Source organism: Streptomyces sp. NPDC107546, from assembly GCF_055639175.1.
Window position 1 is genome coordinate 121,217 of record NZ_JBVKBA010000013.1, and the last position, 21,870, is coordinate 143,086.

The following is a 21,870-nucleotide window of genomic DNA, read 5'->3' on the forward strand; positions in this document are numbered from 1 at the left end:
GACCGCCGACGGAAAGCCTTGTAGTGACCGCCACGGACCGCTCTCTCGAACTCATCAACACCGCCGCCCAGGCGGCCGCCGACAAGCTCGCGCACGACATCGTCGCCTATGACGTCAGCGACGTGCTGTCGATCACGGACGCCTTTCTTCTGGCATCGGCCCCCAACGACCGCCAGGTCAAGTCGATCGTCGACGAGATCGAGGAGCGGCTGCTGAAGGAACTCGGCGCCAAGCCGGTACGCCGCGAGGGCGACCGCGAGGCCCGCTGGGTGCTCTTGGACTACGTCGACATCGTGGTGCACGTCCAGCACAGCGAGGAGCGTGTCTTCTACGCCCTGGAGCGGCTGTGGAAGGACTGCCCCGAGCTGGACCTGCCGTCCGACGCCAAGGCCACCCGCGGCAAGGCCGAGGAGCACGCCAGGCTGCAGGCCGCCCAGGACGCCGCCGAGCTGGACGCGGAGCTGGGCGGGGAGCTGCGGTGACGGCAGCGGGCACCGACACGGGGAAGATGGGCCGGGGGCGCCGGATCATCCTGTGGCGCCACGGCCAGACCGCCTGGAACGTGGAGCGCCGCTTCCAGGGCTCCACGGACGTCGAACTGACCGAGACGGGCATCGGCCAGGCCCGCCGCTCCGCGCGCCTGCTCGCCTCGCTGAAGCCGGACGCCATCGTCGCCTCCGACCTCAGGCGCGCCGCCGCCACGGCCGCCGAGCTGGCCACGCTCACCGGCCTGGAGATCACCCTCGACGAGGCCCTCCGCGAGACGTACGCGGGCGTCTGGCAGGGGCTGACCCACGAGGAGATCATCGCCCGGCACGGAGAGGAGTACGCCGCCTGGAAACGCGGCGAGCCCGTCCGCCGCGGCGGTGGCGAGCTGGAGACCGAAGTCGCCGACCGGGCCGCCCCCGTGGTGCTCCGCCATGCCGAGAAGCTTCCTGTGGACGGCACGCTCGTGGTGGTCAGCCACGGCGGCACGATCCGCACCACCATCGGCCGCCTGCTCGGCCTGGAGGCCCACCACTGGGAGAGCCTCGGCGGTCTCTCCAACTGCTGCTGGTCCGTCCTCGGTGAAGGCACCCGCGGCTGGCGCCTCCTCGAACACAACGCGGGCACCCTTCCGGAACCGGTCCTCGGCGACGACGACTGAGCGGCCGCGCGGGTGACCCGGACCCGGATTTCGCTTTCTGGCAGGTCGCAGGCTAAAGTTCTTCTTGTTCGCCCCGCCGAGCGGGGCGAAACACCATGCGGCTCGGCCGCGTGGCAGGAGGGGCTATAGCTCAGTTGGTAGAGCGCCTGCATGGCATGCAGGAGGTCAGGAGTTCAATTCTCCTTAGCTCCACGGATCGGCACTCTATTGAGTTGTCAAAGATCGATGATCAGGATCCCGTCCCGTCAAGGGGCGGGATTTTCTGTGTCCCCCACGCGGACTACCTCCGCGGCCGCCTCGTCCGACGACGGCCACAGGCGCTGCCTCCGCGCCCTGAGCAGTGCGACCTTCTCGCGAGCCTCCTCGTTCTCCGGCGTGTACGCCACGACCCTGCACTCCGGCATTCCGTCGATCGACAGCGACAGCGAGGTCATCCTCAGCTCTCCCACCGCCTTGTGACGGAAGGTTTTCACCCGCGGCCCGGGCGGGATCACCTCGCCGCTCGTCCACAGCTCCGCGAAGTACGCACTGGCCGCCGACAGCTTGCGTATGAAGTCCTCCCACGCCGGCTCGCCCACATGTCTGCCGTACGCGGAGCGAAGGGTGGCCACCATCACCGGCAGCTCCCTGTCCCGGTGCACCACCGGGCAGACCTCTTCTGGCACCGTGAACAGCGTCCACAGCGCGTTCGCCGCGCCGATGTCCGGCGTCCTCGGAATCCGGAACAGGTCGCCGTAGGCGGCGTTCGTGGCGAGGACGTCGTAACGCGAGTTGTAGACCACCGACGGACGCGGGTCCAGGGCCTCGATGACGTCCTGCACGTCCTGGCCGACCCGCTGGGGCAGCCCCTCCCTGCCCCCGTCGTAGGGCACCTCCGCCAGGTGGTACAGGTGCTCGCGCTCCGGCTGGTCCAGGCGCAGCGTGCGCGCCACCGCGTCCAGGACCTGTGGCTAGGCGTTGATCGGGCGGCCCTGCTCGAGCCATGTGTACCAGGTCACGCCCACCCCGGAGAGCTGCGCCACCTCCTCGCGGCGCAGGCCCGGTGTCCGGCGCCGCAGTCCCGGCGGCATGCCCACGTCGGCCGGTGTCACCCGGGCCCGCCTGCTGCGCAGGAAGGCGGCCAGCTCCGGCCTGCGGCGCCGTGTCGTCGTCATGGTCCCCCCATCCCCCGTCTCCATCGTCGGGACCGGAGCCGGCCGCTGCCAGGTGCCGTCGGTACCAGCATCGGCGGGCTCTCGTCGCCCGTGTCCGCTCGTCGTCAGGCTCACAGGCATGACGACGACAACCTCACCGGGTCCCGGATCCACCCCCGGAACCCGACCTGCGACCAGTAAAACCCCCACCACTGACAATCGCCCCGGCCGGCTGCTCGCGGTCGTGCTCACCGCCCAGTTCATGGCCCTGCTCGATGTCTTCATCGTCAACGTCGCCGTACCCACGATCGGTTCGGATCTCCGCGCGAGCGGCGCCGGGCTGCAGCTGGTGGTCGCCGGGTACTCGATCGCGTACGCCGTGCTGCTGATCACCGGTGCGCGCCTCGGCGACCTGCTCGGCCAGCGCCGGGTCCACCTCGCCGGGATCGCCGTGTTCACGGCCGCCTCGCTGGCGTGCGGACTGGCCCGGGGAACGGGGGAGTTGATCACCTTCCGGCTGGTGCAGGGCGCCGGGTCGGCCGTGATGATCCCGCAGGTGCTCAGCCTGATCCAGCGTCACTTCACCGGGGAGGCGCGGGCGAAGGCGCTCGGGGCCTACTCCGCCGTCCTGGCCACCGGTGCAGCCGCCGGGCAGGTGCTCGGCGGTGTCCTGGTCAGCGCCGACCTGTTCGGCGCGGGCTGGCGGCCGGTGTTCCTCGTGAACGTGCCCGTCGGCGCCGTACTGCTGGCCGTCGGCAGCCGAGTCCTGCCGCGGGACGACGCACACGCCAGGCAACGCTCGCGCGGCCTCGACCTGCCCGGCCTGGTGCTGCTCGGCGGTGCCGTCTCGCTGCTGACCGTGCCGCTCGTGCTCGGCCAGGAGGAGCACTGGCCGCTGTGGTCCTGGCTGTCCCTGGCCGCGGCCGCACTGGCCCTCGCCCTGTTCCACGGATACGAGTCCCGGCTCGCCCGGCGCGGCGGGGCGCCGCTGATCGCGCCGAGGGTGCTGCGCCATCCCGGTATCGGCCTCGCGGTCTTCCGGCTGCTGGCCGTGATGGCGGTCAACGCCGGATTCCTCTTCTCGCTGACCCTGCACATCCAGGGCGGCCTCGGCTACAGCGCCCTGCGGGCCGGGCTGACCTTCGCGCCGACCGCCGTGGTGTTCGGGCTGGCCGGTCTGACCTGGCGGAAGTGGCCGGCCTCCTGGCAACGCCACCTGATCCCGGCAGGGTTCGTGCTCACCGGCCCGTCCGTGACCGGAGTCGGCCTCGCGCTGCACGGCGGGGGCCACGGCGGAGCCGGGCTGTACGCGGCCTTCGCGGGCGTCGGGGTGGGCCTTGCGCTCGCCTTCAGCCCCACCCTGACCAGGGCCCTGGCCACCGTGCGGCCCGAGGACGCGGCCGACGCCAGCGGCCTGCTCGCCACGGTCACCCAGCTCGGTCAGCTGATCGGTGTGGCGGCCTTCGGCGCACTCTTCCTGAACCGGCTTGAGTCACTGGGGGCACCTGGGGCGTATACCTCTTCGGACGCGCTCCTCGTGTGCATGTACGCGCTGGCCGCGACGGCCACGCTGGGTGCTGTGTCCGGACTGGTACGAAGGCGTCGCTGACCGTATTGGTCCGGCCGTGGCAGAATCAAACGGCCGGAAGGGGGCGCGGCCCGACGGGAGGGAGTAGCGATGCCAGCGAGCATCCGCGGGGAGGTCCACGATCTTCTCGCAGGGGCGGTGACACGTCGGAATGCCACCCTCCTCGACTGCCCCTCCTGCGGCTCGTCCCACGTCGCCCAGGTGCTCGGCGACAACGGCGGCATCTCCTACGTGTGCACGGCCTGCGGCCACAGCTGGAGCTGATCGATGGGTGCACACAGGCGGAAGTGCGACTGGTGCGGCAGTGGCACGCCGATCGTCCGCGACATGGAGCCGGTCAACCCGGACTACCAGTACTGGTGCGAGGAATGCGCACGGGCGCTGATCATAAAAGGCGACCCGATCGAGACCTACCGGGAGCTGGAGGGGGAGCCGATCTACGGCCGTCTCCTGGACGAGCACTGCACGCTCAAACGCTTCTACTCGTTCGCCACGGCCTGACGCGGGGGACGCGGGAAACGATTTGGTGTTCCACCCGGTGGACCGTGTAATGTTGGCGTCGCCGCCGGGGAAACCGGGCGACAAGGGCGATACGCGGTTCCGCCGCGTGGCCGCAAGGGGCTATAGCTCAGTTGGTAGAGCGCCTGCATGGCATGCAGGAGGTCAGGAGTTCAATTCTCCTTAGCTCCACAGAAGTTGAAGGCGGTTCATCCGAGGGATGGGCCGCCTTCGTCGTGCGTTCGGCGTGGACGGCCGTGGACACCCCTGCGAGCGGGGAGGACGGCTGCGCACGCCGGGTGGGCAGTCCGCGTACGCAGGTGCGAGCAAACGAAACGGCGGGCCACCCGGTGAGGATGGCCCGCCGTCCGTGTGGTCAGCGTCGAGGGGTCGGTCAGCGTCCGAGGGCCCGGCGTCCGCGGCCCTGTGACAGCACGGGGAGGTTGCTGCGCGACGGCGGGCCGGACCGGGTGTCCTCCTCGATCCGCAGCGCGAGCGCCGGGCAGCGGCGCACGGCCCGCAGGGCCTTCGCCTCCGCGTACAGCGGCACCGGCGCCTGGGCGACCGTGGGGAAGCCGTCGGCGCCCAGTTCGAAGACCTCCGGGAGGATGTCCGCGCACAGTCCGTGGCCGCGGCACAGCGTCCAGTCCACGTAGATCTTCTGCCGGCTGGCCCCCGCCTCCGGCTCGGCCTGTCCGCCGCCCGGAATGCCCGTCGGGGCCCTGCCGCCCTCGAACAGCGGCAGCACGCCCTCCACGGGCCTGCCGCAGCCGTTGCCGAGGACGTGCGCGGCCAGGTCGTCCGTGAACGCCTTGATGGTCGATTCCAGGAACATCGCCGAGCCGTCCGGGTGCGAGCACGCACCGCGCCTCTTCACGGCCTTGGCGACCTGCTTGAGGGCCTCCAGGGCGGCCGGACCGCCGCCGTTGAGGATGTCCTCCATGCCGCGCGCCGCGGCGGGCAGCCCCAGGTAGCAGGGGCCGCACTGGCCCGCGCTCTCCTCGGCCAGCCACTTCGCCACCTGCAGGGACTCGCCGAGCGGGCAGGTCTCCTGGCTGATCGGCAGGACCGCGCCGGCGCCGAGCGAGCCGCCGACGGCGTCCAGGGAGTTGCGGGAGACGACCGCCTCGTTGACGGTCGTCGCGTCGATCCACTTGCCGTGGTAGCCGCCGGTCAGCACGCCCTGCGGGACCGGCGGGGCGCCGGCCAGCTGGAGCACGTACCGCAGCGGGACGCCCGTGGGGACCTCGATCACCATGGGGCGGTTGACCGCTCCGGAGACGGTGAGCATGACGGTGCCGGGCTCGTCGTACAGACCGGTGTTGCAGTAGCGCTCGGCGCCGATGCGCGCGGCGATCGCCAGCTGGGCGAACGTCTCGGCGTTCGACAGCAGCGTGGGCGCGCCGCCGACCCCGCTCTGCGAGGCGCTGGTCTTGCGCCCCGGCGGGATCGCCGGACCGCCGTCGATCGAGCGGATCAGCGACGCGGCGGCTCCGGTGACCATGCGCACCGGATTGCGCTGCACGCGCGCGCGGATGGGCGCGCCGCGCCGGTCGCTCAGCCCGCGTTCGGCCAGCGCCTGCTCCATCGACCGTTCGGTCGAGGCACGTGTCACCCCGACGACGAGCGTGCGGGCGCCCAGGGCCTCCGCGACCAGTAGGGCGCCGTCCAGGATGAGGTGCGGGGCACGGTTGATCAGCACCGTGTCCTTGCGGCAGGCGGGCTCGTCCTCGCTTCCGTTGACGACCACGACCGGCCGGATGCCGCGCCGGATCGCGGACTCGGCGACCGAGCGCAGCTTCTTGTGGAAGGGGAAGCCGGCGCCGCCGCGCCCCTTGAGGTTGATCTGCTCGGCGAGCTGCGCGAGCTGCTCTCCGCCCATCGGCTCGAGCGGGCCGTGCACCTTGAGGTGCATCGGCAGGTCGAGTCTCTCGACAAGGTCGAAGCCCGACGTGAGCTGCGGAAGCCCGACCACCCGGACTTCTGGGACGTCGGGCAGGGCCTCGTTCACTTAAAGCCTCCGGAAGGCGCGTTCCAGGGTTCGCCGGCTCCCGGCGTGTCGAAGGCGCCGGGGAGCGTTTCCGCTGCGGGACCGCTGTTGTACGTGTTGTTCGAGTTGTACGTGCCGAACGGTACGTTCGTCTCACCGGTGTCGTACATCTCACTCGCGCCGTACGCGTTGTATCCCGGATTGCCATAGGTCGGGATGGTGTATCCGGTGTCCTGGAGCGGGTCGTACGCAGAGGGAGGCGCCTCCCCGACGGGCGGCGGTGACGGGATCGGCCAGCTGCCCGAGGTGCTGCCGCCGGCGTCGACGCGCGGGAAGGCCTCGGTGGCCTGAGTGTCGAACGGAAGATCCATGCGCTGGGTCGGGTCCGGCGTCATGGGTGTCATCGGCATCTGTGCGCGCGGGGTGGCCGACGTGGCCCGGTAGGCGGCCGCGAAGCCGTTGCCGGGCTCCGGGGTCATGCTGCGGGCCGCGGGAGCCTCGTACAGGGGCGTGGAGGGCTGCGGGGGAATCAGACCCTCCCGGCCGGTGTCGCGGTCCGCGGAACGGCTCGAGAAGCCCGCCAGAGCGGCCGCCGCCTCCGCGTTGCGGGCACGGCTGGTGTCCAGTCCTTCGCGCCCCGCCATGTCACCGCCGCCGACGATCGCGAAGACCCTGTCGGCCACCTTGCGCTTGAACGGGCGCGGCGCGGCGCGCAGGGCCAGCGCCCCCATGACCCCGAGCAGGCACAGCTCGTAGGACACCATGAAGAACGGCTTCGCCGCGCGTCCTGCGTACAGGCCGTGCACCAGCGCGGCGCACCAGGACGGGTAGGCCAGCATGTGCATCGCCCGCCAGCGCGCCGCGACGGGCGCCGGGGTCGCGAAGTTGCTGCGCAGCGCGCCGGTGATACCCACGAAGATCATGAGGAGGCCGGCCATGGAGCCGAGGCCGATGAGACCGGCCGATCCGCTGACGCCGAGGCTGAAGGGGATCAGTGCCGCGATCAACACCGTGTGTTCGAGCGCGATCTTGACCGTGACGTGCACCAGGAGGAACGCGATCGAGGCGACCGCGGTCGTCCGGTGGACGGCCTGCGCCACGATCCGCTGGCGGGTGTTGAGGAAGATCCGGTCCTGGGCGACGAGCCCCCAGATCACGGAGCAGCTGAGGGAGACGAGCGAGAGCACGCCCGCTCCGAAGTTGAGGAAGTCCCGGACTGCGTTCCCGCCGGACAGCACGATGACGGGTATGAGCAGCAGCACCACAGCCGACGCCACGCCGTAGGCCGAGCGGCCCGGCCTGGGGAGGGAGCTGTTACTACGTGGAGGGTTCATGGGGGCAACTCCGAACAGTTTCGGGAAGGCGGTCCCGCTGCCGCACTCTAGGTGGCTCCAAACCGAGCGGTACGTGGTTTCAGTTATTGCGCTGTTATCAAAGGGCGACGGCGTGGTTGCGATGTCCGATTAGCTACTGTTACGCGAAGTAATATTTGAACTCGATTCAGCCTTTCGTGACGTTCGCCACCTGACCGTCGATATCTGAGTACGGCTGCGATCGGTGTTGGGTTCATCCGGTTCGCTCCGAGTCCGTTCCGGTCCGAGTCCGATCCGGGTCGGCCCGGGTCGACTCCCGGTCGGCCCCGGGTCCGCTGCCGGGGAGCCTGCGGTGGCCCGTCGCGGTGCGCTCGGGCGCTGCGGTACCCTGACGCCATGCGTGCCGTACGCCTTCTGCTTAGCGAGCCGCGCTGATCAGTCCCGACCACTGGCCCATCAGGTGGTCGGAATCGGCGCGGCGACCCCTCCTGTGCGAGGGGCTTTTTCATTTCCGCTGGCAGAGACGATCTATGGAGCTTTGAGGATCATGAGCGAGACGAACCCCGCTGCCGCCGCCGTGTCGGCGGAGGCAGCGCCGCACCGCTACACGGCCGCTCTGGCGGCCGAGATCGAGGCACGCTGGCAGGACTTCTGGGACGCCGAGGGCACCTATGAGGCGCCGAACCCGAGCGGGGACCTCGCAGGCGATCCCGAGCTGGCCGCCAGGCCCAAGAAGTTCATCATGGACATGTTCCCCTACCCCTCGGGTGCCGGCCTGCACGTCGGCCACCCCCTGGGGTACATCGCCACCGACGTCTTCGCCCGGTTCCAGCGCATGACCGGCCACAACGTCCTGCACACCCTGGGCTTCGACGCCTTCGGCCTGCCCGCCGAGCAGTACGCCGTGCAGACCGGCACGCACCCGCGCGTGTCCACCGAGGCCAACATCGAGAACATGAAGTCCCAGCTGCGCCGGCTGGGCCTGGGCCACGACAGGCGCCGGTCGTTCGCCACGATCGACCCGGACTACTACAAGTGGACCCAGTGGATCTTCCTGCAGATCTTCAACTCCTGGTACGACGAGGAGGCCCGCAAGGCCCGCCCGATCTCCCAGCTGATCGCCCAGTTCGAGTCGGGTGAGCGCGCGATTCCGGGCACCACGCGCGCGTGGAACGAGCTGACCTCCGCAGAGCGCGCCGACGTCCTGGGCGAGTACCGACTGGCCTACGCCTCCGACGCGCCCGTCAACTGGTGCCCCGGCCTGGGCACGGTCCTGGCCAACGAGGAGGTCACCGCCGACGGCCGCTCCGAGCGCGGCAACTTCCCCGTCTTCAAGGCCAAGCTGCGCCAGTGGAACATGCGCATCACCGCCTACGCCGACCGGCTGCTGGAGGACCTGGAGGAGCTGGACTGGCCCGAGGCGATCAAGCTGCAGCAGCGCAACTGGATCGGCCGCTCCGAGGGTGCGCGCGTCGACTTCCCGATCGACGGCGAGACGATCACGATCTTCACCACGCGCCAGGACACCCTGTTCGGCGCGACCTACATGGTGCTGGCGCCCGAGCACCCGCTGGTCGAGAAGTTCACCCCCGAGGCGTGGCCCGAGGGCACGCACGAGGTGTGGACCGGCGGCCACGCCACGCCCGCCGAGGCCGTCGCCGCCTACCGCGCCCAGGCCGCCTCCAAGTCCGACGTCGAGCGGCAGGCCGAGGCCAAGGACAAGACCGGCGTCTTCACGGGCGCGTACGCCACCAACCCGGTCAACGGCGAGAAGATCCCCGTCTTCATCGCCGACTACGTGCTGATGGGCTACGGCACCGGCGCGATCATGGCCGTCCCGGCGCACGACAGCCGCGACTTCGCCTTCGCGCGCGCTTTCGAGCTGCCGATCCGCTGCGTCGTGGAGCCCACCGACGGCCGCGGCACCGACCCCTCGGCGTGGGAGGACGCCTTCGTCTCCTACGACGCGAAGATCGTCAACTCCTCCGGTGACTCGGTGAAGCTGGACGGTCTGGGCGTCACCGACGCCAAGGCGCGCATCACCGAGTGGCTGGAACGCAAGGGCATCGGCGAGGGCACGGTCAACTTCCGCCTGCGCGACTGGCTGTTCAGCCGCCAGCGCTACTGGGGCGAGCCCTTCCCGATCGTCTACGACGACGACGGCGTCGCCCACGCACTGCCCGAGTCGATGCTGCCGCTGGAGCTGCCCGAGGTCGAGGACTACTCGCCGCGCACCTTCGACCCGGACGACGCCGACACCCGGCCCGAGACCCCGCTGTCGCGCAACGAGAAGTGGGTCAACGTCACCCTGGACCTGGGCGACGGCCCGAAGAAGTACCGCCGCGAGACCAACACCATGCCCAACTGGGCCGGTTCCTGCTGGTACGAGCTGCGCTACCTGGACCCGCACAACAGCGAGAAGCTGGTCGACCCGGCCATCGAGCAGTACTGGATGGGCCCGCGCGAGGGCATGCCGCACGGTGGCGTCGACCTGTACGTCGGCGGCGCCGAGCACGCCGTGCTGCACCTGCTGTACGCGCGCTTCTGGTCCAAGGTGCTGTACGACCTGGGGTACGTCTCCTCCGAGGAGCCGTTCCACAAGCTGTTCAACCAGGGCATGATCCAGGCCTACGTCTACCGCGACAGCCGCGGTATCGCGGTGCCGGCCGCCGAGGTGGAGGAGCGCGACGGCGCGTACTACTACCAGGGCGAGAAGGTCACCCGCCTGCTGGGCAAGATGGGCAAGTCCCTGAAGAACGCGGTGACCCCGGACGAGATCGCCGCCGAGTACGGCGCCGACACCCTGCGCCTGTACGAGATGGCGATGGGCCCGCTGGACGTGTCCAGGCCGTGGGACACGCGCGCGGTGGTCGGCCAGTTCCGGCTGCTGCAGCGGCTGTGGCGCAATGTCGTCGACGAGACCACCGGTGAGGTCACCGTCGTCGACGCCGAGCCGGAGGAGGACACCCTGCGTGCCCTGCACAAGGCCATCGGCGGCGTGCGCCAGGACCTGGAGGGCCTGCGGTTCAACACGGCCATCGCCAAGATCACCGAGCTGAACAACCACCTGACGAAGGCAGGAAGCTCCGTGCCGCGCTCGGTCGCCGAGTCGCTGGTGCTGCTGATCGCTCCGCTGGCCCCGCACATCGCCGAGGAGCTGTGGCGCAGGCTGGGCCACACCGACTCCGTCGTCCACCAGGACTTCCCGGTCGCCGACCCCGCCTACGTCGTGGACGAGACCGTGACCTGCGTGGTCCAGGTCAAGGGCAAGGTCAAGGCTCGCCTGGAGGTTCCGCCCTCGATCTCCGAGGAGGAACTGGAGAAGGTGGCGCTGGCCGACGAGAAGGTGGTCGCGGCGCTGGGCGGCGCCGGGATCCGCAAGGTGATCGTGCGCGCGCCGAAGCTGGTGAACATCGTCACGGCATAGCGGCCGTCGCCGTCGGGCGGTCGGTGCCGCTCTTGTCGGGGTAGTCCCCTACGGGCAGGTTCGGGGTTCTTCCGGAACCCTGGACCTGCCCGTTGCGTTTACCGTGGAAGAGCGGTGAGCAGCCGCCCGGCCGACCGGAGGAGGAGCGTTGTGGAAGCCGTTCTGACCGTCATCGCGCTCCTGTTCGTGCTGTGCCTCGTCCTCGGCGTGTATGCGACGGTGAAGGCGGTCGGCGCGGCGAAGCGCGGCGTGGACCGTACGATCGCGCAGGCCCGCCGCACGGTGGAGGACACCACCCTGCGTGCCAGGACCCTCACCCAGCCCGGTCCGGCGGGTGAACTCGCCGAGCTGCGGCTGAGGCTGCGCACGTCGATGCGTGCAACTCAGGACGCCCTCCACGCGGGCGTCACCGAGGACGAGTCGCTGAAGGAGGCGCTGGGCCTCTTCAAGCGCCTCAGCGCGCACGGACACGAACTGGACGCCGAGCTGCGGCGCCTGGAGACGGAGCCGGACCGCCAGGCGCTGGTCTCCCGGCTGCCCGAGCTGCGCGAACGAACCGAGCGCGTCACCCGGTCGGCGGACTCGCTGCGCTGGGCCGCCCATGACAGGGCACGCCGGTTCGCGGACGACGACCTGGACGCGCTCAGCGCGCAGATCGACGTGGAGGCGGGCGCCCTGCGCCACTGGACCAGAGAGCAGCCGACGGGGTCCGCCCGGGCCTGGCCCGAGGCTCCGGCGCCGGAGGACGCGGCCTCCTCCCAGACCTGGCCGGAGACACCCGGGTCGCGTGGGGCGCGGGAGCAGACCCGGCCGGCGCTCGGCCCGCGCACCCAGCGTCCCGTGTACCCCTGGCAGAGGAAGCCCCGCCCCGAGAGCACTCGATGATCGCTCCAAGGACCGTCCAGGTCGGCGGGGTCGGTCTGCCACCGGCGCGTTCCGGCAGGTAACCTCCAGCTCATGTCCCGCCATGTCGCGATCGTCACCGATTCAACGGCCTACCTGCCGCCGCGGACGATGGAGCGCCACGGCATCACCGCGGTGCCCCTGACCGTGGTCCTCGGCGACCAGGCACTGGAAGAGGGCACCGAGATCTCCGCCCGCTCCCTGGCCCAGGCCTTGCAGAAACGACGGCCCGTCACCACGTCCCGGCCCAGCCCCGCGCAGTTCGCGGACACCTACCGCAAGGTCGCCGCGACGGGCGCGACCGACATCGTCTCGCTGCACCTGTCCTCGGAGTTCTCCGGCACGTACGACGCCGCGGTGCTCGCCGGGCGCCAGGCTCCCGTGCCGGTGCGCGTGGTCGACACCGGGATGGTCGCGATGGCTCTCGGCTTCTGCGCGCTGGCCGCCGCTCAGGCCGCGGAGGCGGGCGGCACGGTCGACGACGCCGTCACGGCGGCGGAGAAGCGGGCCGCGGACACCTCCGCGTACTTCTACGTCGACACCCTGGACTATCTGCGGCGCGGCGGCCGGATCGGCGCCGCGCAGGCGCTGCTCGGCTCGGCGCTCGCGGTGAAGCCGCTGTTGCAGCTGAACGGCGGCCGTATCGAGTTGCTGGAGAAGGTGCGTACGGCGTCCAAGGCCATCGCCCGCCTGGAGGAGATCGTCGCCGAGCGCGCCGGCAACGGGCAGGTCGACATCGCGGTCCACCATCTCGCCGCTCCGGAACGGGCGTCGGCGCTCGCCGACCGCCTGCGCGCACGGGTGCCCGGGCTGGCCGACCTGCATGTGAGCGAGGTCGGGGCGGTGATCGGGGCGCACACGGGACCGGGTCTGCTGGGGGCCGTGGTGTCGCCTCGGTGACGGGGTCACGCCGGTATCCGTGTGACGGGGTCACACCGGCACCCGGGGCGATGGTGACTCATGTGGGTGACGGAGTTATCCACAACTGGGCAGTAATCCACGGGAATTGACCAAGATCATCGCGAGGTCGGTGTTCTGCCCGATCCTCGGCGCATGGCACTTCGATCACGTTCACACACCACCGCCGCCACAAGCGGTCCCGGCCGCGGCCCCGGCTCCGACGGCCGTGCCCACCACCGCCCGCGTCATCCGCGGGCGCACGCCCGACGACACCAGCCCTCGGCCGCTGACGCGCTGCGCCTGCGCGCGGAGGCACTCTTCGCCGAACGCGTGCAGGCACGCTTCGCCGAAGGGACAACGGAACGACAGGCGTGGGGAAACGGGCCACCGGGGGCGGACCGGGACGTCGGGGAGTCACGGGCGGGCGCGTCGGCGGGGAGCGGGATTTCCCGTCCGAGCGGGCCGGCCGCCGTCGGCGACATGGACGCACCCGAGCCCGCCGCGACGGGCGGCGCCTGGCGGCAGCGGGTCGTCCCTGCACTGCGCGAGCGGATGCCGTTGTGGCTGCAGGCCAGGTGCGGGCTGGAGCGGAGGAGTGTGGCCGCGCTGGGCGTACTCCTGCTGGTCGCCGTGGTTTTCGCCGCGCAGCACTTCTGGACGGGCCGGACCGAGCCGGTACGGGCGCCCGAGGTGGTGCGGGCGGCGGCGCCCTACGGGAGGACGGGAACCGAACGGTCGGTGGAGTCGGGCACCTCGACGGGACCGCATGCGGCGGGACCGCAGGCGACAGGCGGCACCGGAGCGGGGACGGGGGCCGCCGTGGTGGTGGACGTCGGCGGCAAGGTGCGCAACCCCGGGCTGCAGAGGCTGCCGACCGGGTCACGGGTGGCGGACGCCCTGCGGGCGGCGGGCGGAGTACGCCCGGGCACCGACATCGACGGCCTCAACCGCGCCCGCCTCCTGGTGGACGGCGAGCAGATCGTGGTGGGCGGTCCGGCCCCGGCACCGGGCGGCGGCCCGGCCCTCCCGGCGGCCGGCGGATCGGCCGCTCCCGGCACCCCGGTCTCCCTCAACACCGCGACGGTGGACCAGCTCGACGCGCTGCCCGGGGTGGGGCCCGTGCTGGCCCAGCACATCGTCGACTACCGGTCCCAGCACGGCGGTTTCCGCTCGGTCGACGAACTCCGGGAGGTCAACGGCATCGGTGAACGCCGTTTCGCCGACCTACGGAACCTCGTACGGCCATGAGGCCGCCGAAGCAACCCGGCGCGGACGGGCCGAAGGCCCCACCGGGGGATGTCCGCAGTCCGCTGGGTGATCCCCACCCCAGGCAGGACGGCCCGGCGGATCTCCGGCTGGTGGGGCCCGCGTTGGGGGCCTGGGGCACGGCCGCGTGGGCTCTGGACGCGCCGGCCGCCTGGGTCGTCGGTGTGGCCGTCGGCTGTCTTGCGGCGGCCGGTGGACTGTTGGTGCTGCGGTGGGGAGGCGCCGGCGGCGGGGTTCGGGCCGGAGGAGGCCCGCGGTCGGCGGTGTCGGTCGCCGCCGTGCTGCTCTGTGTCGCCGCTGCCGCCGCCTCCGCCGGGCTCCATGGCGCGGATCTGCGACGGGGGCCGGTTCCCGCTCTGGCACGCCGGTATGCCGAGGTGACAGCGGAGGTCGAGGTCACCTCCGATCCACGACTCACCCGGCCCAGGATCAAGGGTGATCACGCCACGGCTACCGCCGTCCTGCTCGACGCCGAGATGCGGCGCCTGACGAAGGCCGACGGGACCGCGGTCGCCACACGGACGCCCGTGCTACTGGTCGTCGATCCGCACACCCACGGGGTGGAGCCCGGGCGGTCACCGTGGCTTGCGCTGCTGCCCTCGACGCGGGTGCGCGTGCCGGGCAGGCTGGCACCCCCGCTGACCGGAGGTGACCGCGTCGCCGCCGTGGTGCGCGTCCGGGACGGGGGACCACCCGACGTCGTGGGCGAGCCGTCGACGGCGCAGCGATGGGCGGGACGGTTGCGCGCGGGGCTGCGGGAGGCGACCGACGGACTCGGCCCGGACGCGCGGGCGCTGCTGCCGGGGCTGGTCGTGGGCGACACCTCACGAGTCACCCCGGAGCTGGACGACGCCTTCAAGGAGACGGATCTCGCGCATCTGCTCGCCGTGAGCGGAGGCAACTTCACGCTTCTTCTGGCCCTGTTCATCGGCCCCGCCGGACTGGCACAGCGCACCGAGCGCCGAGGACTCGCACCGCTGCTCGGCATCCCGCTGCGGGGTACGGCGCTGCTGGGCGGCGTGCTCACCCTCGGCTTCGTGGTCGTGTGCCGGCCCGACCCGAGCGTGCTGCGGGCCGCGGCCTGCGGGACGATCGCACTGCTCGCACTCGCCACCGGGCGCCGCAGATCTCTGCTTCCCGCACTGGCCGCGGCGGTCCTGCTGCTGGTGCTGTACGACCCCTGGCTCGCGCGGGGCTACGGCTTCCTGCTGTCCGTGCTGGCCACCGGGGCGCTGCTGACGGTCGCCCCGCGCTGGAGCGCGGAGTTGCGGCGCCACCGGGTGCCGCCAGGGCTCGCCGAGGCGCTGGCCGCCGCGGCCGCCGCCCAGGCACTGTGCGCACCGGTCGTCGCGGTGCTGTCGGCGCGGGTGAGCTTGGTCGCGGTGCCGTGCAACCTGCTCGCGGAGTTCGCGGTGGCGCCGGCCACGGTGCTCGGTTTCGCGGCACTGGCGGTGGCTCCGGTGGCTCTGCCGGTCGCCAAGGCACTGGCGTGGTGCGCGGGTTGGCCGGCCGGGTGGATCGCCGGCATCGCGCGCACCGGGGCGTCGTTGCCGGGCGGCGCGGTGGACTGGCCCGGTAGCTGGACGGGGGCGCTGCTGCTGGCAGCCGTGACGGCGATGGTCCTGCTTGTCTGCCGGCGGCTGCTGAGCCACCCCTGGCTGACCGGTGCCTGTGCCGTGGTGCTGCTGCTCGTGGTGGTGCAGCCGCCCCCTCTGACCCGGGTGATCACCGGTTGGCCGCCGCCGGGATGGCGGTTCGCGATGTGCGACGTGGGGCAGGGTGACGCGACCGTGCTGGCGGCGGGCGAGGGCACGGCGGTGGTCGTGGACGCGGGGCCCGATCCGGTGCTGGTCGACCGGTGTCTGACCGTGCTCGGCGTCACCCGGGTCACGCTGCTCGTGCTGACCCACTTCCACGCCGACCATGTGGCGGGGCTTCCGGGAGTGCTGCGCGGGCGTGCGGTGGGGGCGATCGAGACGACCGGCTTCGACGAGCCACCGGACCAGGCCGCGTTCGTGCGCGCTCAGGCGGCCGCCCGGCACATTCCGGTGACGCGCGCCGTCGCCGGGGAGGCCCGGCGTACCGGGCAGCTCGACTGGCGGGTGCTGTGGCCTCCCCCGGACTCTCGGCTTCGCTCGAACAGGGAGGTACCCCCATCGGATCCCGCCCCGTTCCCCGGTGGACCGAACGATGCGAGCGTGGCGCTCTTCGTGCGGTCGGCGGGGCTGACCCTGCTTCTCCTCGGGGATCTCGAACCGCCGGCCCAGCAGGCGCTGCTGAGATCACCCGCCGGGGCGGAGCTGGGACCCGTGGACGTCCTCAAGGTCGCCCATCACGGGTCGGCCTACCAGGACCCGGAGCTCATACGCAGGGTGGCACCGCGGCTCGCGCTGATCTCGTGCGGCAGGGGCAACCCCTATGGTCATCCGGCGCCGAGCACGGTCGCGGCGCTGCGGGACGAGGGCGCGCTGGTGCTGCGCACGGACCAGGACGGCGCGATCGCCGTCGCCGGGGCGGACGGGGGGCTGAGTGTGGCGAGAGACTGAGGGCATGGACTCCGCACAGGTTGACGCCTACCTCCGCAGGATCGGGGCGCAGCACCCCGCCTGGCCCACCGGCGATGTGCTGCGCGAGCTGCATCTGCGCCATCTGAGGACCGTGCCGTTCGAGAACCTGTCGATCCACCTCGGCGAGCAGATAGTGCTGGAGGAGGAGCGCCTGCTGGACAAGATCGTGGGGGCGCGCAGGGGCGGCTTCTGCTACGAACTCAACGGCGCGTTCGGGGCGTTGCTGGCCGCGCTCGGCTTCGACGTCACGCTGCTCGCCGGGCGGGTCTACGACGACGAGGGGCGGCTCGGGATTCCGTACGACCATCTCGCGCTGCGGGTACGGACGGTGGACGGCGGCGACTGGTTGGCGGACGTCGGGTTCGGTGCGCACAGCCACCTTCCGCTGGCGTTGCGGGAGCGGGGTGAGCAGCGGGACCCGGCCGGGGTGTTCCGGGTGGTCGAGGCCCGGGCGGGGGCGCGGGGAGGCGGCGGTTCGGCCGAGTTCGAGGACCTGGACGTGATGCGGGAGGGCAGGCCGCAGTACCGGCTGGAGGTGCGGCCGCGGGCGCTCGGGGACTTCAGGGCCGGGGTCTGGTGGCACAGCACGTCGCCCGAGTCGCACTTCGTGCGGTCGCTGGTGTGCTCGCGGGTCACGGAGGACGGAGGGCGGATCACGCTCAGTGGCAGCCGACTGACGGTGACGACCCCGGCAGGGCGGAAGGAGGGGACGGAACTGGCGGATGAGAAGGAGGTGCTGGAGGCGTACCGGGAGCGGTTCGGGATCGAGCTCGACCGGGCGCCCACGCTGCGAAAGACGGGCCGAAGCGGCTGATCGGTGTTACTCGTCGCGTAGTTCCGGCATATGTCCTGGATTCCCGCTGTGCGGTCCTGTGGTGAACAGTCGTGTGGTGCCGGTCTCACCAGTGGTGGAGCGCAACTTCGCTCGAGTTCTCCAGCGAGCGGTTCTGGGCTTGGGCGTCGCTCGCGTCCCGGTGCCAGAGAATGGCTTCGTGAGCGATGTGAGACATGTGCTGGTGCTGCCGGACCGCGATGCCGCTCAGGAGGCGGCGGAGGCGCTCGCGGAGCGGTTCCGGCTGGACGAGGAGCCGCGGATCGTCCGGGACGCGCTGGCGGGGGAGGACGATGCCGAGGACGCGCAGTGGCTGGTGGTCCTGCGGGACGAGCAGCAGCTCCTCGACCCGGAAGAGCTGGACACCTTCGCGGGGGAGTGGGACGGCTGGCGGGAGGAGCCGTAACCTCCGGGCGGCGGCCGCGGGCATCCGTTGTCAGTGGCGCGTGGGATGCTGTCCGTGATGGCCAAGAAGACCGCGAATGACGACCCTCTCGCCCCCGTCACCCTTGCCGTGGGCCAGGAGGACCTCCTGCTCGACCGTGCCGTGCGGGAGGTGGTGGCCGCCGCCCGGGCCGCCGACGCCGACACGGACGTACGGGACCTGACCCCGGACCAGTTGCAGCCCGGCACGCTGGCCGAGCTGACGAGCCCGTCGCTCTTCGCCGAGCGCAAGGTCGTGGTCGTACGCGACGCACAGGATCTTCCGGCCGACACGATCAAGGAACTCAAGGGGTACTTCACCTCGCCCGCCGAGGAGATCACCCTGGTGCTGCTGCACGCGGGCGGCGCCAAGGGCAAGGGCCTGCTCGACGCCGCGCGCAAGGCGGGCGCCCGGGAGGTGGCGTGCCCGAAGATGACGAAGCCGGCGGACCGGCTGGCGTTCGTGCGGGGCGAGTTCCGCACGCTGGGGCGTTCGGCGACGCCCGAGGCGTGTCAGGCGCTGGTCGACGCGATCGGCAGTGACCTGCGGGAGCTGGCGTCCGCGGTGGCGCAGCTCACCGCGGACGTCGAGGGCACGATCGACGAGGTGGTGGTCGGGCGGTACTACACCGGGCGGGCCGAGGCCTCCAGCTTCACGGTCGCGGACCGGGCGGTCGAGGGGCGGGCGGCGGAGGCGCTGGAGGCGCTGAGGTGGTCGCTGGCGACAGGCGTGGCGCCGGTGATGATCACGAGCGCGCTGGCGCAGGGTGTGCGGGCGATCGGCAAGCTCTCCTCGGCCCGGGGCGGGCGTCCGGCGGACCTCGCCCGGGAGTTGGGCATGCCGCCGTGGAAGATCGACCGGGTCCGGCAGCAGATGCGGGGCTGGACACCGGAGGGGGTCGCGGTCGCGCTGCGCGCGGTGGCCGAGGCGGACGCGGGCGTGAAGGGCGGCGGGGACGACCCGGAGTACGCGCTGGAGAAGGCCGTGGTGACGATCGCCCGAGCGGCGCGGTCCCGGGGGCGCGGATAACGAAGAGCACGGCCCGCCCACCCGCGGCCGCCCATGCCGTGGCCGACCCTGCCGACTGACGTGGCTTCCCGTGCCGACATCGCTTCCCGTGCCGACGTGGCTTCCCGTGCCGACATCGCTTCCCGTGCCGACGTGGCTTCCCGTGCCGACGTGGCTTCCCGTGCCGACGTGGCTTCCCGTGCCGACATCGCTTCACGTGTCGACATCGCCTCACGTGCCGCGTGGTTCCCCACACCGAAGGCCCCGCGCACTCCGTCCTGGGGAAGGGCGGGCGGCGGGGCCTTCGGTTCAAGCAGTTGAGTCCGTACCCGCGTGGCGAACGCAGGCCGCGTACGAACTCGGGGTGCCGGTCGGGAGCGGATGAGAGAGGGCCCGCTCTGGGTCCTTCCGGCGGTTGGATCAGTTCAGATCAAAAGGAGGGGGTCAGCCCTTGAGGGTCGTGACCTTGGTGGCCAGCGCCGACTTCTTGTTGGCGGCCTGGTTCTTGTGGATGACGCCCTTGGAGACGGCCTTGTCGAGCGCACGCGCGGCGGCGCGCTGGAGCTCGGTGGCCTTCTCGACGTCGCCCGCGGCAGCGGCCTCGCGAGCCTTGCGGATCGCGGTCTTGAGCGAGGACTTGACGGCCTTGTTGCGCAGGCGCGCCTTCTCGTTCGTCTTGTTCCGCTTGATCTGGGACTTGATGTTCGCCACGAATGAGCCTTTACAGGTTCAGGCACGCGAGACTGAACGTCTCACGCGCCGGTGATTTCTTGAAGTCGTGTCTCGCGCTGAGAGGGCATGAGACACAGCCACCCAGGCTACCAGCCGCCCTCTGGCCCGCCCAAACCGGCCGCGAGGCCTGCCCTGGCCACCCGTTCCACCGCCTCCAGCACGGCCCAAAACCGGTCGTAGCCCCGCGCGCGTGGGACCATGGAGGCTACGTATCGATCCGACCCGAGACCGCAGACACTGCGGACGCCTCAAGAATCAGGACCCTGCGTGCCCGCGATCCCTAGCCATGTGCCCGAGCCGAGCCGTACCGACCCGGCTCTGATCCGCAACTTCTGCATCATCGCGCACATCGACCACGGCAAGTCCACGCTCGCCGACCGGATGCTCCAGTTGACCGGCGTCGTCGAGCAGCGGCAGATGCGCGCTCAGTACCTCGACCGCATGGACATCGAGCGCGAGCGCGGCATCACGATCAAGTCCCAGGCCGTGCGGCTGCCCTGGGCCCCCACTCACGATCCGGGCAACACGCACATCCTGAACATGATCGACACCCCGGGGCACGTCGACTTCACCTACGAGGTCTCGCGGTCCCTCGCCGCCTGCGAGGGGACCGTCCTCCTCGTCGACGCCGCCCAGGGCATCGAGGCGCAGACCCTCGCCAACCTCTACCTGGCGATGGAGAACGACCTCACGATCATCCCCGTCCTCAACAAGATCGACCTGCCGGCCGCGCAGCCGGAGAAGTTCGCCGAGGAGCTCGCCAACCTCATCGGCTGCGATCCCGGCGACGTGCTGAAGGTCTCCGCCAAGACCGGCCTCGGCGTCGAAGCGCTGCTGGACAAGGTCGTCGAGCAGGTCCCGGCCCCGGTCGGCGTGGCCGACGCGCCCGCGCGCGCGATGATCTTCGACTCCGTCTACGACTCCTACCGCGGCGTCGTCACCTACGTCCGTGTCGTCGACGGCCAGCTCAACAAGCGCGAGCGCATCCGGATGATGTCCACCGGCGCCACGCACGAGCTGCTGGAGATCGGTGTCAACTCGCCCGAGATGCTCGGTGCCGACGGCCTCGGGGTCGGTGAGGTGGGTTACCTCATCACCGGGGTGAAGGACGTCCGCCAGTCCAAGGTCGGTGACACCATCACCAGCCAGGTCAAGGGCGCCGAGAAGCCGCTGGGCGGCTACAAGGACCCGAAGCCCATGGTCTTCTCGGGTCTGTATCCGCTCGACGGCTCCGACTATCCCGACCTGCGCGAGGCCCTCGACAAGCTCCAGCTCAACGACGCCGCCCTCGTCTACGAGCCGGAGACCTCCGCCGCCCTGGGCTTCGGCTTCCGGGTCGGCTTCCTCGGACTGCTGCACCTCGACGTGATCCGCGAGCGGCTCGAGCGCGAGTTCGGGCTCGACCTGATCGCCACCGCGCCGAACGTGGTCTACCGCGTGATCATGGAGGACGGCGAAGAGATCACGGTCACCAATCCGAGCGAGTTCCCCGAGGGGAAGATCGCCGAGGTGTACGAGCCGGTCGTACGGGCGACGATCCTCGCGCCCACCGAGTTCATCGGCGCGATCATGGAGCTGTGCCAGACCCGCCGCGGCGCTCTCCTCGGCATGGACTACCTCTCCGAGGACCGCGTCGAGATCCGCTACACGCTGCCGCTCGCCGAGATCGTCTTCGACTTCTTCGACCAGCTGAAGTCCAAGACGCGCGGGTACGCCTCCCTGGACTACGAGCCCACGGGCGAGCAGAGCAGCTCACTTGTCAAGGTGGACATCCTGCTGCACGGCGACAAGGTCGACGCCTTCTCGGCGATCACCCACAAGGACCAGGCGTACGCGTACGGCGTCCGGCTCGTCGCCAAGCTGAAGGAACTGATCCCGCGGCAGAACTTCGAGGTGCCGGTGCAGGCCGCCATCGGCTCCCGCGTGATCGCCCGCGAGACCATCCGCGCCATCCGCAAGGACGTCCTCGCCAAGTGCTACGGCGGTGACATCTCCCGTAAGCGGAAGCTGCTGGAGAAGCAGAAGGAGGGCAAGAAGCGGATGAAGATGGTGGGTTCCGTGGAGGTTCCGCAGGAAGCCTTCATCGCGGTGCTCTCCAGTGATGACAGCGCGGGGTCGGGCAAGGGCAAGAAGTAACCCGGG

At 71.1% G+C, this 21,870-nt stretch carries 17 protein-coding genes, 2 tRNA genes and 1 pseudogene; 16 read left to right on the forward strand and 4 right to left on the reverse strand.

Annotated features, from left to right (window positions below; all coding sequences use genetic code 11):
- The first annotated feature begins 23 nt into the window (after positions 1 to 23).
- From rsfS to ACZ7L1_RS20725, 3 genes are all read left to right on the forward strand, one after another.
- Positions 24 to 482, forward strand: a complete 459-nt coding sequence (rsfS, locus tag ACZ7L1_RS20715; protein WP_103844811.1) for a ribosome silencing factor — start codon at positions 24 to 26, stop codon at positions 480 to 482.
- A 26-nt stretch (positions 483 to 508) separates the two neighbouring features.
- Positions 509 to 1,147, forward strand: coding sequence for a histidine phosphatase family protein (locus ACZ7L1_RS20720; RefSeq protein ID WP_471439181.1), 639 nt, complete (start codon positions 509 to 511; stop codon positions 1,145 to 1,147).
- 119 nt (positions 1,148 to 1,266) lie between these two features.
- Positions 1,267 to 1,339, forward strand: a tRNA-Ala gene (locus tag ACZ7L1_RS20725).
- 53 nt (positions 1,340 to 1,392) lie between these two features.
- Here the strand turns inward: ACZ7L1_RS20725 and ACZ7L1_RS20730 are convergent.
- Positions 1,393 to 2,301, reverse strand: a pseudogene (locus ACZ7L1_RS20730) (helix-turn-helix transcriptional regulator).
- Positions 2,302 to 2,419: 118 nt separating this feature from the next.
- On the opposite strand from ACZ7L1_RS20730, the gene ACZ7L1_RS20735 reads away from it, so the two are divergent.
- From ACZ7L1_RS20735 to ACZ7L1_RS20750, 4 genes are all read left to right on the forward strand, one after another.
- Complete coding sequence (locus ACZ7L1_RS20735) at positions 2,420 to 3,889, forward strand: MFS transporter (protein ID WP_471439055.1); 1,470 nt, start codon at positions 2,420 to 2,422, stop codon at positions 3,887 to 3,889.
- Between the two features lie 69 nt (positions 3,890 to 3,958).
- Positions 3,959 to 4,132 carry a hypothetical protein gene (locus tag ACZ7L1_RS20740; RefSeq protein ID WP_471439057.1) on the forward strand — a complete coding sequence of 58 codons (174 nt, stop codon included), beginning with the start codon at positions 3,959 to 3,961 and terminating at the stop codon, positions 4,130 to 4,132.
- Between the two features lie 3 nt (positions 4,133 to 4,135).
- Positions 4,136 to 4,369, forward strand: a complete 234-nt coding sequence (locus ACZ7L1_RS20745; RefSeq protein WP_016643127.1) for a hypothetical protein — start codon at positions 4,136 to 4,138, stop codon at positions 4,367 to 4,369.
- 116 nt (positions 4,370 to 4,485) lie between these two features.
- Positions 4,486 to 4,558: transfer RNA gene (locus ACZ7L1_RS20750), tRNA-Ala, on the forward strand.
- Positions 4,559 to 4,760: 202 nt separating this feature from the next.
- On the opposite strand, the gene ACZ7L1_RS20755 is transcribed toward ACZ7L1_RS20750, so the two are convergent.
- Both ACZ7L1_RS20755 and ACZ7L1_RS20760 read right to left on the reverse strand, forming a co-directional pair.
- Positions 4,761 to 6,377, reverse strand: coding sequence for an NADH-ubiquinone oxidoreductase-F iron-sulfur binding region domain-containing protein (locus ACZ7L1_RS20755; protein ID WP_471439058.1), 1,617 nt, complete (start codon positions 6,375 to 6,377; stop codon positions 4,761 to 4,763).
- Positions 6,374 to 7,690, reverse strand: a complete 1,317-nt coding sequence (locus ACZ7L1_RS20760; protein ID WP_471439059.1) for a cytochrome b/b6 domain-containing protein — start codon at positions 7,688 to 7,690, stop codon at positions 6,374 to 6,376. The genes ACZ7L1_RS20755 and ACZ7L1_RS20760 overlap by 4 nt, the downstream gene beginning before the upstream one ends.
- A 526-nt stretch (positions 7,691 to 8,216) precedes the next feature.
- Between ACZ7L1_RS20760 and leuS the strand changes: the two genes are divergently transcribed.
- The 8 genes from leuS to holA all read left to right on the forward strand — a co-directional run bounded on the left by leuS (position 8,217) and on the right by holA (position 19,017).
- Positions 8,217 to 11,096 (forward strand): leucine--tRNA ligase, encoded by a 2,880-nt coding sequence (leuS, locus tag ACZ7L1_RS20765; protein ID WP_471439061.1) that lies wholly within the window; start codon positions 8,217 to 8,219, stop codon positions 11,094 to 11,096.
- A 150-nt stretch (positions 11,097 to 11,246) separates the two neighbouring features.
- Positions 11,247 to 11,981 carry a hypothetical protein gene (locus ACZ7L1_RS20770; RefSeq protein ID WP_471439063.1) on the forward strand — a complete coding sequence of 245 codons (735 nt, stop codon included), beginning with the start codon at positions 11,247 to 11,249 and terminating at the stop codon, positions 11,979 to 11,981.
- A gap of 72 nt (positions 11,982 to 12,053) precedes the next feature.
- The gene (locus ACZ7L1_RS20775; RefSeq protein ID WP_471439065.1) at positions 12,054 to 12,899 is read left to right on the forward strand and encodes a DegV family protein; all 846 of its coding nucleotides are present in this window, start codon (positions 12,054 to 12,056) and stop codon (positions 12,897 to 12,899) included.
- 153 nt (positions 12,900 to 13,052) lie between these two features.
- Positions 13,053 to 14,147 (forward strand): ComEA family DNA-binding protein, encoded by a 1,095-nt coding sequence (locus ACZ7L1_RS20780; RefSeq protein WP_471439067.1) that lies wholly within the window; start codon positions 13,053 to 13,055, stop codon positions 14,145 to 14,147.
- Complete coding sequence (locus ACZ7L1_RS20785) at positions 14,144 to 16,711, forward strand: ComEC/Rec2 family competence protein (RefSeq protein WP_471439069.1); 2,568 nt, start codon at positions 14,144 to 14,146, stop codon at positions 16,709 to 16,711. Before ACZ7L1_RS20780 ends, ACZ7L1_RS20785 begins: the two co-directional genes overlap by 4 nt.
- Before the next feature lie 4 nt (positions 16,712 to 16,715).
- Positions 16,716 to 17,546, forward strand: a complete 831-nt coding sequence (locus ACZ7L1_RS20790; RefSeq protein WP_471439071.1) for an arylamine N-acetyltransferase family protein — start codon at positions 16,716 to 16,718, stop codon at positions 17,544 to 17,546.
- 178 nt (positions 17,547 to 17,724) lie between these two features.
- Positions 17,725 to 17,970 carry a hypothetical protein gene (locus ACZ7L1_RS20795; RefSeq protein ID WP_471439072.1) on the forward strand — a complete coding sequence of 82 codons (246 nt, stop codon included), beginning with the start codon at positions 17,725 to 17,727 and terminating at the stop codon, positions 17,968 to 17,970.
- Positions 17,971 to 18,027: 57 nt separating this feature from the next.
- Complete coding sequence (gene holA, locus ACZ7L1_RS20800; protein ID WP_471439074.1) at positions 18,028 to 19,017, forward strand: DNA polymerase III subunit delta; 990 nt, start codon at positions 18,028 to 18,030, stop codon at positions 19,015 to 19,017.
- A 423-nt stretch (positions 19,018 to 19,440) separates the two neighbouring features.
- On the opposite strand, the gene rpsT is transcribed toward holA, so the two are convergent.
- Positions 19,441 to 19,707 (reverse strand): 30S ribosomal protein S20, encoded by a 267-nt coding sequence (gene rpsT / locus ACZ7L1_RS20805; RefSeq protein WP_263229852.1) that lies wholly within the window; start codon positions 19,705 to 19,707, stop codon positions 19,441 to 19,443.
- A gap of 288 nt (positions 19,708 to 19,995) precedes the next feature.
- Here rpsT and lepA point away from each other — a divergent pair, with 288 nt between their 5' ends.
- Entirely contained in the window at positions 19,996 to 21,864 is a 1,869-nt protein-coding gene (lepA, locus tag ACZ7L1_RS20810) for a translation elongation factor 4 (protein WP_471439075.1), read from the forward strand.
- Positions 21,865 to 21,870 lie beyond the last annotated feature (6 nt).

Bases quoted from the DNA above. Each gene is read 5' to 3' on its own strand.
- ACZ7L1_RS20760 (WP_471439059.1), bottom strand. From the start codon at position 7,690: ATGAACCCTCCACGTAGTAACAGCTCCCTCCCCAGGCCGGGCCGCTCG.
- leuS (WP_471439061.1), top strand. From the start codon at position 8,217: ATGAGCGAGACGAACCCCGCTGCCGCCGCCGTGTCGGCGGAGGCAGCG.
- ACZ7L1_RS20745 (WP_016643127.1), top strand. From the start codon at position 4,136: ATGGGTGCACACAGGCGGAAGTGCGACTGGTGCGGCAGTGGCACGCCG.
- ACZ7L1_RS20720 (WP_471439181.1), top strand. From the start codon at position 509: ATGGGCCGGGGGCGCCGGATCATCCTGTGGCGCCACGGCCAGACCGCC.
- ACZ7L1_RS20785 (WP_471439069.1), top strand. From the start codon at position 14,144: ATGAGGCCGCCGAAGCAACCCGGCGCGGACGGGCCGAAGGCCCCACCG.
- ACZ7L1_RS20780 (WP_471439067.1), top strand. From the start codon at position 13,053: ATGGCACTTCGATCACGTTCACACACCACCGCCGCCACAAGCGGTCCC.
- holA (WP_471439074.1), top strand. From the start codon at position 18,028: ATGGCCAAGAAGACCGCGAATGACGACCCTCTCGCCCCCGTCACCCTT.
- ACZ7L1_RS20735 (WP_471439055.1), top strand. From the start codon at position 2,420: ATGACGACGACAACCTCACCGGGTCCCGGATCCACCCCCGGAACCCGA.
- ACZ7L1_RS20740 (WP_471439057.1), top strand. From the start codon at position 3,959: ATGCCAGCGAGCATCCGCGGGGAGGTCCACGATCTTCTCGCAGGGGCG.
- ACZ7L1_RS20775 (WP_471439065.1), top strand. From the start codon at position 12,054: ATGTCCCGCCATGTCGCGATCGTCACCGATTCAACGGCCTACCTGCCG.
- ACZ7L1_RS20790 (WP_471439071.1), top strand. From the start codon at position 16,716: ATGGACTCCGCACAGGTTGACGCCTACCTCCGCAGGATCGGGGCGCAG.